We start from the raw sequence: 13,345 nt of genomic DNA on the forward strand, positions 1-13,345 counted from the left end.
CAGCAGCCACCCGATCCCGCCGCCGACCAGTGTGGTCGCCGCGATCTCGAAAGCATGGCGGGTGCCCTGGGCCAATGCCGACGAGGCCGCCTGCCGCGCCCGGGGCTCATGCCTTGCCTTTGCTGCTTCCAGCCGGGCCTCGAGCTTGTCGAGGTCTCGCTTGTCGGCAGGATCGGGCAAGGTGGTTGGCCCTTCGCGTTTCGAACAGGTCAGCCGTCGGCGGATATGCGCCTAGGGCTCCGCAGGCCCGCTAGAGCCGCCGAAGCGGGGTTCCGTTAGAGCCCCGCCGCGCGGGCGTCAAGCTGCAGTCAACCCTTGCAGCCGGTCCGCAGGGGGCGACTTTCAGCCTATGCCGCCACAAGTTGCTCGGCTTCACGCAGTTCCACAGAGACAAGTTGGCTCACGCCGGGCTCGGCCATTGTCACTCCATACAGCCGGTGCATGGCTGCCATGGTGACGGCATTGTGCGTGACGATCAGGAAGCGCGTGTCCGTCGTGTCGGCCATGTGCTGAAGAAGCCGGGTGAATCGCTCCACGTTCGCATCATCCAGCGGGGCGTCCACTTCATCCAGCACGCAGATCGGCGCCGGGTTGGTGCGGAACAGCGCGAAGATCAGGGCAACCGCCGTCAGCGCCTGCTCCCCACCCGACAGCAACGAAAGGGACTGCAGCTTCTTGCCCGGCGGCTGGGCGCGAATCTCGAGGCCGGCTTCCAGCGGATCGTCGCTTTCGATCATCGTCAGTTCGGCCGATCCCCCGCCGAACAGCGTCACGAACAGTTCGCGGAAATGGGCGTCCACCTCCGCGAAGGCCGTCATCAGCCGGGCCCGCCCTTCGCGGTTCAGCGTTCCGATGGAGCCGCGCAGCCGGTTGATGGCGGTTTCCAGCTCCTGCCGCTCACGCATCTGTTCCGCCAGCACGGCTTCGATCTCGGCCAGTTCGATATCGGCCCGCAGGTTGACCACGCCGATTCGCTCGCGCTCGGCCCGCATGTTCTGCAGCCGTTGATCCAGCTGCGCGGGGTCTTCCGGTCCCGGCGTCTCCAGATCGGAAGGCGCCACGCCAAAACGTTCCCGCGCGTCGGCCACAAGGGCCGCGACTTTCTCGCGCAGCTGGTCCGTGCGGGCCGCCAGCGTCGCCCGCCTCTCCCGACCATCCGCGACCCGCCCCTCGGCCGCGCGCGCTTCGCGATCCAGTTCAGACTGCGCGAGTTCGCCCGCCATCACTGATTCCGCAGCCGTCGTCCGCTGCGCCTCCGCAGCGGCGATGTCGCGGTCAAGGATCGCCAGCCGCGCATCCAGCGCATCCGGTTCCGCCACCAGCCCGGCCCGCTCGCCCGTCAGCTTCGAAACCCGCGCGGCAAGCGCATCCGCCGTCGCCGCCGCATCCCGGTCCCGCGCCTGCCAGTCGGCCAGTTCGCGTTGCAGCCTTGCGATTCGCGCGCCCGCCTCGGCCAGGTTGCGCTCCAGTCCGGCGGCGGTCGCCCGCGCCTGTGCCAGCAGGGCGCGCGTGCGCTCCGCCGTGGCGCGGGCAGACGCAACGGCTTCGGCCGCCCGGGTCGCATCCGGCAGCGCGGCGATCGCGGCGGTCGCCTGTTCGACGTCGGCCGTCGCGCTCGCGCCCTCGGCGGTCAGTCGCTCGATGGAGGCCTCCAGCGCACCGGCGCGGGCGGCTGCCTGCGCCTGTGCGGCCCGCAGCCCCTGCAAGCGCCCCGAAAGCTGATCCTTCAGCCGTTCGGCCTCCGCCCGCTGGGTCCGGGCCTGACGCTCGGCGCCCTGCGCCCTTGCCAGCATCTCTTTCTGCGCGGCCAGCTCGGCTTCCGCCGCCGCCAGCCGGGCGCGGGGCGCGTCCAGTGCATCCGCAATCTCCCGGCGGCGATTGTCCTGCGCCAGCGCCTCTGCCACGGCCGTCGCCTGGCCGCCCGGCGGGGCGACAAACCCATCCCAGCGCCACAGCCAACCGTCGCGGGATACAAGCCGTTGCCCCGGCTTCAGCGCCTTCAGGGCGGCAGCGTCGGGCGCACCTTCCACCACGCCCACCTGCGCCAGCCGCCGCGCCAGTTCGGGTGGCGCCGTCACCTGCCCCGAAAGGGCCTCGCAACCGGCCGGAAGCGCCGGATCATCGGCCTGATGCCCCAGCAGCAGCCAGTGCCGCGCGGGCCGTTCGGGCGCGCCGATCGCCGCGTTCAGATCATCGCCCAGTGCGGCCGCAGCCGCCGCCTCGAAGCCCGGCCGGGCGGAGATCGCCGCGCGCGCCGCCGCCGTCGCAGGCCCCTGCTTTGCATTCTTCATGCGCTCGAGCGCGGACGCCTCCGCCTCCAGGCTCGTGACCTCCGTTCGGGCGGCTGCCAGCGCGCGCTCGACGGCATCCGCCGCCTGCCGCGCGGCCTGCGCCTCACCCTCGGCCATGGCGATGGCCGACGCCGCAGATTCGGCCTCCGCAGTCCGGGCGGCCAGCTGGGCCTCTGCCTCGGCCAGTTGCTGATCCAGTTGCGCGCCATTGCCGCCGGCCTTCAGCCGGTCCAGCTCGGCGTGCAGTCGCCGCCGTTCGCCGTCCAGCCGCTCGGCACGGCCCCTGGCCGCCTCCGCCTGCGCCCGCACGCTGCGCGCCTCGGCCACCAGCGCGGCATGGGCCTCAACCGCCGTGGCGAGCGCGCGTTCCGCCTCGGTTGCGGCCTGTTCCGCCGTCCGGACCTCTCCGGCCTGGGGCGCGATCGCCTGTTCCGCCTCTGCCTTTGCGGCTTGCTGGCCCTCCAGCTCTTCCGCCAGCCGCGCCTGTGTCGCAGCCGAATCGCGGGCGCGGGCACGTTCGCGCTCGGCATCGGCGGCTGCATTTTCCAGCGCCACGGCAAGGTCCTGCAGTCGCTTCACCAGCCCCTGCCGTTCCGCCACCACCGTCGCGCGCTCGGTTGTCAGCCGCTGCACCGTCGCGGCAAGCGCGGCTTCCGCCTGCCGTTTCGCCGGAAGGCCGGCCGCGGCATCTGCCTGCGCCGTGGCGGCGCGGGCGGCCGATTTCACGGCCTCCCCCAGCATCGCATCGGCATCGCGCAAGTCGCGCTCGGCCACTTGCAGGGCTTCGATCGCGGCAGCCCATTGCAGCCTCAGAAGGGCGGCTTCGCCAGCCCGAATCCGGTCCGACAGCTCGCGATAGCGTTGCGCCGACTTCGCCTGCCGCCTGAGGCCCTGCGCCTGCTGGTCCGACGCCTGCATCACATCCGCAAGCCGCACCAGGTTCGAATCCGCCGCCTTCAGGCGCAGCTCGGCTTCCCGCCGACGCACGTTCAGGCCGGAAATTCCGGCGGCCTCTTCCAGCAGCTGACGCCGCTCCTGCGGCTTGGCATTGATGATCGCGGCGACCCGCCCCTGGCTGACAAGGGCCGGGGAATGCGCGCCGGTCGCGGCATCCGCGAACAGCAGCTGCACATCCTTCAGCCGGACCTCGCGGCCGTTCAGGGAATAGGTGGAGCCTTCACCGCGCAGGATCGCGCGCGAAACCTCGATCTCCTCGTCGGCGTTGAATTCGGCCGGTGCGCGCCGTGCGCGATTGTCCAGCATCAGCCGGACTTCCGCGAGATCGCGGCTCGGCCGCTTTGCCGTGCCCGCGAAGATCACATCGTCCATGCCCGATCCGCCCGCCGCCACGCGGAGCGACCGGGCGGAGCTTTCGCCCATCACCCAGCGCAAGGCTTCCAGCAGGTTGGATTTGCCGCATCCGTTGGGGCCGACGACACCCGTCAGCCCCTCCCGGATCAGCAGTTCGGTCGGCTCGACGAAGGATTTGAAGCCCGAAAGACGGAGCTTCGCGAACTTCATGCCGAGCCGGGGCGCATCAGAGCGCGTCCTTGATCTTGGGCTCCAGTGCGGCCCAGTTGGCGACGCCGTCCAGCTTCTTGCCGTTCAGCAGGAACGTCGGCGTTCCCTGCACCTGATAGGTGTCCATCGCGGCCTGCTGCCGCTTGCCGAGCGCGTCGAACATCGCCTGGTCGGCCATGCAGGCATCGAACTTCGCACCCGGAAGGCCCTTGGTGCGCGCGAATTCGTTCAGCTTGCCGGCATGGGCCAGGCCCTTGATCTGGTCGCCGGGCGCAAGATTCCGCAGCGGCGCGATATCCGCATCCGTCAGCTTGGTGAACGGCTCCATCCAGGTCTCGGCGTTCATGTAAAGCTCGTTCGCCCAGGTGAAGAAGCGGTCCGGCCCCTCGCACATGGCAAGCTTGGTGGCCGCAAAATCATAGATGTTCAGCATGAAGGGCCGAAACTCGTAGGAAACCTGCCCGGTCTTCACATAATTGGGCTTGAAGCTCGTCTGCGCCTCCTTGTGGAAATCGCGGCAGTGGGAGCAGGTGAGCGAGGCGAACTCGACGATCTTCACCTTCGCATCCGGATTGCCCATGCGGAAGCCACCCTCGGGCGTTTCGACAACCGTCTGCGTCCAGTCCTTCGCGGCCGGGGCCGCCGCGCCCGTCTTGGCGCCGGGGGCCGCAGTGGACGTGCCCGAATCACAGGCTGACACCGTCAGCGCGGCCGCAAGGAAAAGCGAGGCTTTCAACATCTTGGACATGAGGGGATAAACCTTACCATATCTAGGGGGTGTGGCAAGCAGACTGCCTGTGGATGAATGAAGCGCTAGAGCAACCGCCGGCGGGCGCAAGGCCTCAGCGAAACCGGGCCGGAAGATAGGGCGACGGGTCGATGCCGGCATAGTGCGGCTCGACAGGCTTGCCCAGCAGCTGCGCCGCCGCGATCGCGGCGGCGGCCGGCGCCGTCTGGATGCCCCAGCCGCCCTGCCCCGCGCACCAGTGGAAGCCGGGCTCCGACGGATCCGGCCCCAGAACCGGCTGGCGATCCGGCGCGAAGTTGCGAAGGCCGGCCCATTTCGAAGCCAGGCGGCGGATCGGCCAGTCGCACATCTGTTCGAAGCGATCGAGGGCGATGGCCATGTCCATTTCGTCCGGCTGCACATCGTGCGGCACGTCCGGCGTTTCATCGTGCGGCGAAATCCACAGCCGCCCGGCATCGGGCTTGAAATAGAGCGAGCCGCCCGCGTCCATCACCACCGGCATGTCGGCAGGCGCATCAGGGCGCACCTCGGTCACCACGATGGTGCGGCGGAGCGGCTGGATGCCGATGGGGGCCACGCCGGCGGCCTCGGCCACCTCGTCGGCCCAGGCGCCCGCCGCATTCACCAGCGCCGCCGCCTGATAGGCCCCCGCCGGGGTTTCCACATGCCAGACGCCCGATCGGTGGACCGCCTTCGAAAGCCGGGCGTCGGTGATCAGCGCCGCGCCCGCCTTTTTTGCGCTCCGCAGATAGGCCTGGTGCAACCCGGCCACATCGATGTCGGCGCAGCCGGGCTCCCAGATGGCGGTCTGCGCCCATTCCGGCCGCAGGAAGGGCATCAGCTTGTGGATGCCTTCCGGCCCCAGCCGCTGATGGGCGACGCGGCCGTGGCGAAACTCTTCCTCCAGCGCCTTCAGCGAGCCGGGCGCATCGATGTGGCGCAGGTGCAGCGCGCCGCGCGGCGACACGATGGCGGTGTCCGCGAACCCCTTGGGCGGGCATTCGAAAAAGCGCCGCGACGCGGTGGTGAGCGGCTGGACCGTCGGCCCACCATAGGTTTCGGCATAGAAGGCCGCGGAACGGCCCGTCGTGTGATAGCCGGGCTGGCTTTCGGCCTCCAGAATGCCGACCTTCAGGCCAGGCTGTGCCACCAGCAGCGCATGGGCGAGCGAGGCGCCCCCGATTCCGGCGCCGACGATCAGGATGTCGAACTGGCTCATTTCGCCACTTCTAGCGCGAAGCGGCGGATCTGTCCCAGTGCTTCCTGCAACTGGGGTTCCGCCTCCCGCAGCAGTTCATGGGCGGCGGCGGGCACGATGTGCGTCCGGCAGTTTGCCATGCGCGTCGCCACCCGGATGGCCGCCTTGTTGTCCACCAGCCGCTCCCGTGCGGCGAGCATCATCAGCACCGGCAGGTCCAGCCGTTCCAGCGGCTGCGAATCCAGTCGTCTCTGGCTGTCCGCGAAGGCCTTGATCCACCCCCAGCTCACGCCGCCCGTCGCCAGTTCGGGGTGGGACGAAACCCAGCGCCCCTCATCCTCGAAATGGGCGCGGCTTCCCGTCAGCAGCAGCTGGCGCGCCGGGGCCTGCTGGATGGGCCCATAGGGGGATTGCCCCCAGGCGAATTCCGCCGCCTTCCCGCGCAGCACCTGGATCGGCGCCAGCCGCATCGCGGCCGACCGCATGGCGAGCGGCCCGCCCAGCCCATAGAAGGGGGCGGCCAGAACCAGCCCGTCAAGCTCCGCCCGGAACGCCGAGCCGCCCCGCCCGGGATCGCTCGCCCATCGTGTGAGCAGGTGACCGCCCATGCTGTGCCCCAGCGCCAGCCAGCGCGGCCCCGGCAGCGCGTCCAGCGCCCAGCGCGACAGATGGTCGAGATCGGACAGCCAGGTGTCGAAGCTGTCGATATGCCCTGCCCCCTTGTCGCTGAGGCGGGTGGAACCGCCCTGCCCGCGCCAGTCGAAGCTGGCGATGGCGAATCCGGCATCGTGCAGGTGGCGGATCGCATCCGCCCACTTCTCATGGAAGTCGGCCCGGCCCGTCAGCAGCAGCAGGTTCGAAACCGGCCGGTCGTGCGGCAGCAGCAGGGTGCGGATCGTCGCGCCGTCCGCCATCCTCTCCCGTCCGATGATGGCGTTGGAGGGGAGGTGGAACAGAGGCCCGCTCATGCCGCCCCTATGACCCCCGATCGTACCAGTTCGTCAATCTCCGCCGCAGGGATTCCCAGCTCCGCCAGAATCTCGCGGCCATGTTCGCCCACCGCCGGCGGCGGTCGGCGATAGCTGGGGGGCGTTGCCGTCAGCGCCAGCGGCTGGGCGACGGTTCGCACCGTGCCGAGCCTGGGGTGTGCCTGTTCGACAACCAGCCCGCGCGCCTGCGACTGCCCGCTTTCCAGCGCCTGCCGGACCGTCGCGATCGGACCTGCCGGCACCTGCGCCTCGGACAGCAGGGCCAGCCACTCCTCTGCCGGGCGGCTTTTCAGCACCGCCTCCACCATCGGCACCAGCAGCTCGCGGTTGGCGGACCGCGCCGCGCTTGTCGCGAAGCGTGCGTCCTCCGGCCATTCCGGGTGCCCGACGAGCCGCGCGAAGATGCCGAACTGATGATCATTGCCCACCGCCAGCGCGATCGGGCCGGTTGCCGTCGGGAAATCCTGATAAGGTACGATGGACGGGTGCTGGTTGCCCATCCGGCCCGGTTCCGCCCCGCCCATCAGCCAGCTGGACGCCTGATTGGCCAGCCAGCCGACCGTCACATCGAACAGCGCCATGTCGATATGCTGACCCTCGCCGGTGCGCTCCCTGTGGCGAAGGGCGGCGAGCATCGCCGTCACGGCCATCATCCCCGTCGTCAGATCCGCGACCGCAACGCCCGCGCGCAGCGGACGGCCGCCCTTCTCGCCGGTGATGTCCATCAGGCCGGCTTCCGCCTGGATCATGAAATCATAGCCGGCCCGGTGGGCGTCGGGGCTGGAATGGCCGAAGCCGGTGATGGAGCACCAGATGAGGCCGGGATGCGCCTGCCGGATGGTCGCCTGATCCAGCCCGAAGCGCTCCAGATCGCCGCCCTTGTAGTTTTCCACGACGATATCGGCCCAGGCGAACAGCCGGTGCAGAACCGCCCGCCCTTCGGGCTTGTGAAAATCCAGCGCCAGACTGCGCTTGTTGCGGTTGCAGGCAAAGAAATAGCTGGCGTCCCCGCGCGAGCCGTCGGCGTTCGTCGTCCAGGGCGGGCCCCAGCTGCGGGTGTCGTCGCCCTTGCCCGGCCGCTCCACCTTGATCACATCAGCGCCCAGGTCCCCCAGCATCTGCGTCGCATAGGGGCCGGCCAGCACGCGGGAGAGATCCAGCACGCGGACATCTTCCAGGGCGGTCTTCATTTCCGGCGCAGCGAGGCCTGGGCCGCGGCCAGCCGGGCGATCGGCACGCGCCAGGGCGAGCAGCTGACATAATCCAGCGCTTCGCCGTCGCAGAAGTCGATGGTGGCCGGATCGCCGCCATGTTCGCCGCAGATGCCCAGCTTCAGCCCGGGCCGCTCCACCTTGCCGCGTTCCGCCGCCAGCTTCACCAGTTCCCCGACGCCGTCGGTATCCAGGCTCACGAACGGATCGCGCGGATAGATGCCCGCCTCCACATAATCGCCCAGAAAGCGGCCCGCGTCGTCGCGGCTGATGCCCAGCGTTGTCTGGGTGAGGTCGTTGGTGCCGAAGCTGAAGAATTCGGCGGCGCCTGCGATTTCACCGGCCCGAAGGGCCGCGCGCGGCAGTTCGATCATCGTCCCCACATGATAGGGTAGCGAGCGACCGGCAGCCTCGAACACGTCGGCGGCCACCCGGTCGATGATCGCCTTCACGATCTCCAGCTCGCGACGGGTCGCGACCAGCGGCACCATCACTTCGGGGGACACGCCGCCCGGGATCGCCAGCGCCGCCTCGAAGATGGCGCGGGCCTGCATCTCCACGATTTCCGGATAGCTGATCAGCAGCCGGCAGCCGCGATGCCCCAGCATCGGGTTCGCCTCGTGCAGGTCGGAAACGCGGCGGCGCACGGCGGCGACGGAAAGCCCTGTCGATTCCGCGACTTCGGCAATCTCCGCGTCACGCTGGGGCAGGAACTCGTGCAGCGGCGGATCCAGCAGGCGGATCGTCACGGGCAGGCCTTCCATGATGCGGAAGATCGCCTCGAAATCCGAACGCTGCGCCGGCAGCAGCTTTTCCAGCGCCGTGCGCCGGGTCGCCTCATCGGCGCCCAGGATCATGGCGCGCACATGCACGATGCGGTCCGCGCCGAAGAACATATGCTCTGTGCGGGCAAGGCCGATGCCTTCCGCCCCGAAGCGGCGGGCCGTGGTGCAGTCCTCCGGCGTTTCGGCGTTGGCGCGCACCTTCATGCGGCGGTGCGCGTCGGCCCAGCCCATCAGCCGGGCGAAATCGCCTGATAGCTCCGGCTCCACGGTCGCCACCCGGCCGTCCATCACCTCGCCGGACGCGCCGTCCAGCGTGATCACGGTTCCTTCCGCCAGCTCGCGGCTGCCGATGCGCAGGGTGCGGCTGTCCATGTCGATGGCGATGCCGCCCGCGCCAGAGACGCAGGGGCGCCCCATCCCGCGCGCGACGACAGCGGCATGGCTGGTCATGCCGCCGCGCGCCGTCAGGATGCCGCGCGCGGCATGCATGCCGGCGATATCCTCCGGGCTGGTTTCCAGCCGCACCAGGATCACGTCCTCGCCGGTCGCCGCGCGGCTGTGGGCGGTTTCGCTGTCCAGCACGATCGCACCGGATGCCGCCCCCGGCGAAGCGGGCAGGCCCACGGCCAGCACCTTGCGCTCCGCCTTCGGGTCCAGCGTGGGGTGCAGCAGCTGGTCCAGCACGCTGGCCTCCACGCGCAGAACGGCCTCGTCCGTCTGGATCAGCCCTTCGTCCACCATGTCGCAGGCCATCTTCAGCGCGGCCTTCGCCGTGCGCTTGCCGCTGCGCGTCTGCAGCAGCCACAGCTTGCCTTCCTGCACGGTGAACTCGATGTCCTGGCAGTCGCGGTAATGCAGCTCCAGCTGCTCGAACATGCGGGCCAGCTCGGCGAACACCGCCGGCATGGCTTCCTCCATCGAAGCCGCCTTCGCCCCCGCCTGCTCGCGCGCGGCGAGCGTCAGATATTGCGGCGTGCGGATGCCCGCCACCACATCCTCGCCCTGGGCGTTGATCAGATATTCGCCATAGATGGCGCGCTCGCCGGTCGCCGGGTTCCGCGTGAAGGCGACCCCGGTGGCAGAGGTTTCGCCCATGTTGCCGAACACCATCGCCTGCACGGTGACGGCGGTGCCCCATTCCTCGGGAATGTCGTTCAGGCGGCGATACACGGCCGCCCGTTCGGACCGCCAGCTGCCGAACACGGCGGCAACCGCGCCTTCCAGCTGGATGACGGGATCCTGCGGGAAGGGCTGCCCCGTCTCCTTCAGCACGATCTCCTGATACTGGGCGACAAGGCCCTTCAGATCATCCGCGGTCAGGTCGGTGTCCAGCGTGGCACCCTTGTCGTCCTTCAGGATCTCCAGCGCATCCTCGAACAGATAATGATCGAGGCCCAGCACCACGTCGCCATACATCTGGATGAACCGGCGATAGCTGTCCCACGCGAAGCGGGGATTGCCGCTGCGGGCCGCGAGGCCTTCGACGGTGCTGTCGTTCAGGCCCAGGTTCAGCACCGTATCCATCATGCCCGGCATCGAAACCCGCGCGCCTGAGCGTACGGACACCAGCAGCGGATTGCCGGCAGAGCCGAACTCCATGCCGACGACCTGCTCGATATGGGCAAGGCCCGCCTTCAGCTCGGCCTTCAGCGCATCCGGCAGGCGCGCACCGGCTTCGTAATAGCGGGCGCACAGCGGCGTGGGGATGGTGAAGCCCGGCGGCACCGGCAGCCCGATGCCGGCCATTTCAGCGAGGTTCGCGCCCTTGCCCCCCAGATGCGCCTTGCCCAGCCGGTGGGCTGACGGGGCGGAGCCGCCAAAGGGGATCAGGAGGCGCTGGGGCATTGGGGATCTACCCTTCCAGTTTGGAGAAGTCGGCGACGCGGTGCATCGCATCGCGAATCCCGGCCAGCAGGCCAAGGCGGCGCTTGCGGACGGCCGGGTCGGGGTCGTTCACGGTAACGTCCTCGAAGAAGCGATCCACCGGCGCGCGCAGAACGGACAGGCGCTTCATCGCGCCTTCGAAATCTTCCCGCGCCAGCAGTTCGTCCACCTCGTCGAACAGCAGCACGCCCGACGCGCCCTCGGCCCGCGCGAACTGCGCGGCGAGGTTCTTTTCGGTTTCGCCGAAATAGGGGCTGTCGAGGGCGTCCAGATCGAGCGCGTAGGCCACGCCGTCCTTCTTCTCCTCGGCCTTCAGGATGTTGGCGGCGCGCTTGTAGCCCGCGATCAGGTTCTTCCCGTCATCCGTTTCCACGAACGCCTGCAACGCCTTCACCCGCGCCAGCAGGCGGACGAGATCATCCTCTCCGCCCAGCGCGAACACGGCGTCGATCAGATCGTGGCGGACGCCTGCCTCGCGCTGCTGGACCTTCAGGCGGTCTGCAAGAAATGCGATGAGGCTGGACACGAGATCATCTGCCGCATCCATTCCCAGAAAGACGAGATGCCCTAGTGAGTAAGCTCCGTGCATCTGCTCCCAGCGACGAATGATATCTTCATTAATCGATCCATGCATACGAACATCTAGAATTTCATCATCATCCATTAGTTCAATTGGTTCTTGGCCAACAAGTAACGGGTAAATGCTTATATATGTAGATAAAATCTCTCGTATGCTATTTTTCCCATTTATTGATAATGGTTTAGATTCAATTTGAAACATTTCTTCCATGAAATTCTTATACTGCTCTTGAACAAATAAAATGGTCGCCCAGATTGCGCTTTCGAGACTCAGTCGAATATTTCCATTTTGGATCATCGATATGATCGAAAGGCTGGCTCTTCGAAGTCCGAACGGGTCTTTGGAGCCGGTCGGGCGGATATCCGCACCGAAGAAACTGACCAACGTATCCAGCCGATCCGCCAGCGCCACCGCGACTGGCACATCGCCTTCCGACAGCGCTACGTAGTGCTGCTTGAGTGCCGCGACGATCTCCGGCTTCTTGCCCTGCACGCCGGCCAGATAGCCGCCTATGATCCCCTGCAGTTCCGGGAACTCGCCAACGGTGCCAGTCGTCAGGTCTGCCTTGGCTAGGCGGGCGGCGCGTTCGACGGTTTCTGCCGAGGCCCCTGGGAATTGGTCTGGGTAGGTCTCGACCAGCCAGCGCGCCAGCTTCGCCACGCGCTCCACCTTCTCGGCCATGGTGCCAAGCTTTTCGTGGAACACGATTGTCTGCAGCTTTTCGCCGAAGCTTTCCAGCGGCTTCGCCCTGTCGTTCGTCCAGAAGAATTTGGCGTCCGACAGGCGCGCAGACAGAACGCGCTCGTTGCCCGCCACGATTGTCTTTCCGCCGTCTGGCGCCACCAGGTTCGCGACGCAGACGAAGCCGGGGGCCAGATTTCCCTCGGCATCCTCCACCGCGAAATATTTCTGGTTCGTCCGCATCGTCAGCTGGATGATCTCGGGCGGCACCTCCAGATAGGCCGGGTCGAACCGGCCCAGCAGCGGCACCGGCCATTCCGTCAGCCCCGCATTCTCGGCTTCCAGCCCGTCGTCGGGGCGCAGCTTCAGCCCGGCGGCGGCTGCCGCCGTTTCTGCCCCTTCGCGGATGATCCGCCGCCGCTCCTCGGCAGACAGGATCACGAACACCGCCTTCAGCTGCGCTTCATAGGTCGCCGGGCCGTCGATGGAGACGGGGTCCGCGCCGCCCATGAAGCGATGGCCGAAGGTTTCCCGCCCGGATTGCAGCCCCAGCGCCTCGAACTCCACGACCGCGCCATCCAGCAGCGCCACGATGGCGCGCAGCGGCCGCACCCAGCGCGGGCTGGCGGTAGACTGGCTTGCCCGCCCCCAGCGCTGGCTCTTGGGCCATTGGAACCCGGCGATCAGTGCGGGCAGCTTCGCCGCCAGAATCTCTGCCGCTGGCCGCCCCTCTCGGGCGAGGTTCGCGAACAGGAACACGCCCTTGCCGGTGTCGCGCTCTTCCAGCTGCTCGCGCGAAAGGCCGGTGGATTTCAGAAAGCCTTCAATCGCCTGCGCGGGCGCGTCGGCGCGCGGCCCGCGCCGTTCTTCGGAAACCGCCTCGCTCGCCGCCGGAAGCCCGCGCGCAATCAGCGCCAGACGGCGCGGCGTGGCGTGGGTTTCAACCGCGTCCGCCTTCAGCCCGGCTTCCGCCAACAGCGCCCCGAACTTCTCGCGCAGCTGCTGCGCGGCCGCCGGCTGCATCCGGGCCGGGATTTCCTCGGAGAAGAGTTCGAGAAGGAAATCAGCCATTGGCCGTCTCCTTCTGCACCTGTAGGTCGGCAACCGCCTTCACCAGATCGCGCACCCGGCCGATATAGGCCTGCCGTTCCGCCACCGAAATCACGCCACGCGCGTTCAGCAGGTTGAACTGGTGGCTGGCCTTGATCGCCTGATCATAGGCGGGCAGCGGCAATCCCGCTTCCACCAGCGCCCGGCACTCCTCCGCACTCTTGCGGAAGGCATCGAACAGCGCGTCGGTGTTCGCCGCCTCGAAATTATAGGCAGAGAACTGGCGTTCGTTTTCCAGAAACACGTCGCCATAGCTCAGGCCGTCGTTGTTGAACGGCAGGTCATAGACATTCTCGACGCCCAGAATGTACATCGCCAGCCGTTCCAGCCCGTAGGTGATCTCGCCT

Annotated in this window: 9 protein-coding genes; all 9 read right to left on the reverse strand. The window is 68.1% G+C overall.

Annotated elements, in window-relative coordinates; genetic code table 11:
* Nucleotides 1-180: hypothetical protein (locus ACE3O8_RS04470; RefSeq protein ID WP_374387213.1), on the reverse strand; the 180-nt coding region annotated here is incomplete at its 3' end.
* Between the two features lie 167 nt (nt 181-347).
* A complete protein-coding gene (gene smc / locus ACE3O8_RS04475; RefSeq protein WP_374387215.1) occupies nt 348-3,812 on the reverse strand; it encodes a chromosome segregation protein SMC in 3,465 nt (1,154 codons plus the stop codon).
* A gap of 16 nt (nt 3,813-3,828) precedes the next feature.
* Nucleotides 3,829-4,560 carry a DsbA family protein gene (locus tag ACE3O8_RS04480; RefSeq protein ID WP_374387217.1) on the reverse strand — a complete coding sequence of 244 codons (732 nt, stop codon included), beginning with the start codon at nt 4,558-4,560 and terminating at the stop codon, nt 3,829-3,831.
* 94 nt (nt 4,561-4,654) lie between these two features.
* Nucleotides 4,655-5,779 (reverse strand): NAD(P)/FAD-dependent oxidoreductase, encoded by a 1,125-nt coding sequence (locus ACE3O8_RS04485; protein WP_374387219.1) that lies wholly within the window; start codon nt 5,777-5,779, stop codon nt 4,655-4,657.
* Nucleotides 5,776-6,726, reverse strand: a complete 951-nt coding sequence (locus tag ACE3O8_RS04490; protein WP_374387221.1) for an alpha/beta hydrolase — start codon at nt 6,724-6,726, stop codon at nt 5,776-5,778. The genes ACE3O8_RS04485 and ACE3O8_RS04490 overlap by 4 nt, the downstream gene beginning before the upstream one ends.
* Complete coding sequence (locus tag ACE3O8_RS04495) at nt 6,723-7,937, reverse strand: CaiB/BaiF CoA transferase family protein (RefSeq protein WP_374387223.1); 1,215 nt, start codon at nt 7,935-7,937, stop codon at nt 6,723-6,725. The genes ACE3O8_RS04490 and ACE3O8_RS04495 overlap by 4 nt, the downstream gene beginning before the upstream one ends.
* On the reverse strand, nt 7,934-10,588 hold the full coding sequence (gene ppdK, locus ACE3O8_RS04500; RefSeq protein WP_374387225.1) for a pyruvate, phosphate dikinase: 2,655 nt from the start codon (nt 10,586-10,588) through the stop codon (nt 7,934-7,936). Before ppdK ends, ACE3O8_RS04495 begins: the two co-directional genes overlap by 4 nt.
* 7 nt (nt 10,589-10,595) lie before the next feature.
* Entirely contained in the window at nt 10,596-12,959 is a 2,364-nt protein-coding gene (gene glyS, locus ACE3O8_RS04505) for a glycine--tRNA ligase subunit beta (protein ID WP_374387227.1), read from the reverse strand.
* A partial coding sequence (locus ACE3O8_RS04510) for a glycine--tRNA ligase subunit alpha (protein ID WP_374387229.1) occupies nt 12,952-13,345 on the reverse strand: 394 nt, incomplete at its 5' end. The genes glyS and ACE3O8_RS04510, both read right to left, overlap by 8 nt.

This window comes from Sandaracinobacter sp., from assembly GCF_041909755.1.
Taxonomy (GTDB): Bacteria; Pseudomonadota; Alphaproteobacteria; order Sphingomonadales; family Sphingomonadaceae; genus Sandaracinobacteroides.

What these genes read in the sequence shown, in the direction of transcription:
- smc (WP_374387215.1), bottom strand. Translation starts at nt 3,812, where the DNA reads ATGAAGTTCGCGAAGCTCCGTCTTTCGGGCTTCAAATCCTTCGTCGAG.
- ACE3O8_RS04480 (WP_374387217.1), bottom strand. Translation starts at nt 4,560, where the DNA reads ATGTCCAAGATGTTGAAAGCCTCGCTTTTCCTTGCGGCCGCGCTGACG.
- ACE3O8_RS04485 (WP_374387219.1), bottom strand. Translation starts at nt 5,779, where the DNA reads ATGAGCCAGTTCGACATCCTGATCGTCGGCGCCGGAATCGGGGGCGCC.
- ACE3O8_RS04490 (WP_374387221.1), bottom strand. Translation starts at nt 6,726, where the DNA reads ATGAGCGGGCCTCTGTTCCACCTCCCCTCCAACGCCATCATCGGACGG.
- ACE3O8_RS04495 (WP_374387223.1), bottom strand. Translation starts at nt 7,937, where the DNA reads ATGAAGACCGCCCTGGAAGATGTCCGCGTGCTGGATCTCTCCCGCGTG.
- ppdK (WP_374387225.1), bottom strand. Translation starts at nt 10,588, where the DNA reads ATGCCCCAGCGCCTCCTGATCCCCTTTGGCGGCTCCGCCCCGTCAGCC.
- glyS (WP_374387227.1), bottom strand. Translation starts at nt 12,959, where the DNA reads ATGGCTGATTTCCTTCTCGAACTCTTCTCCGAGGAAATCCCGGCCCGG.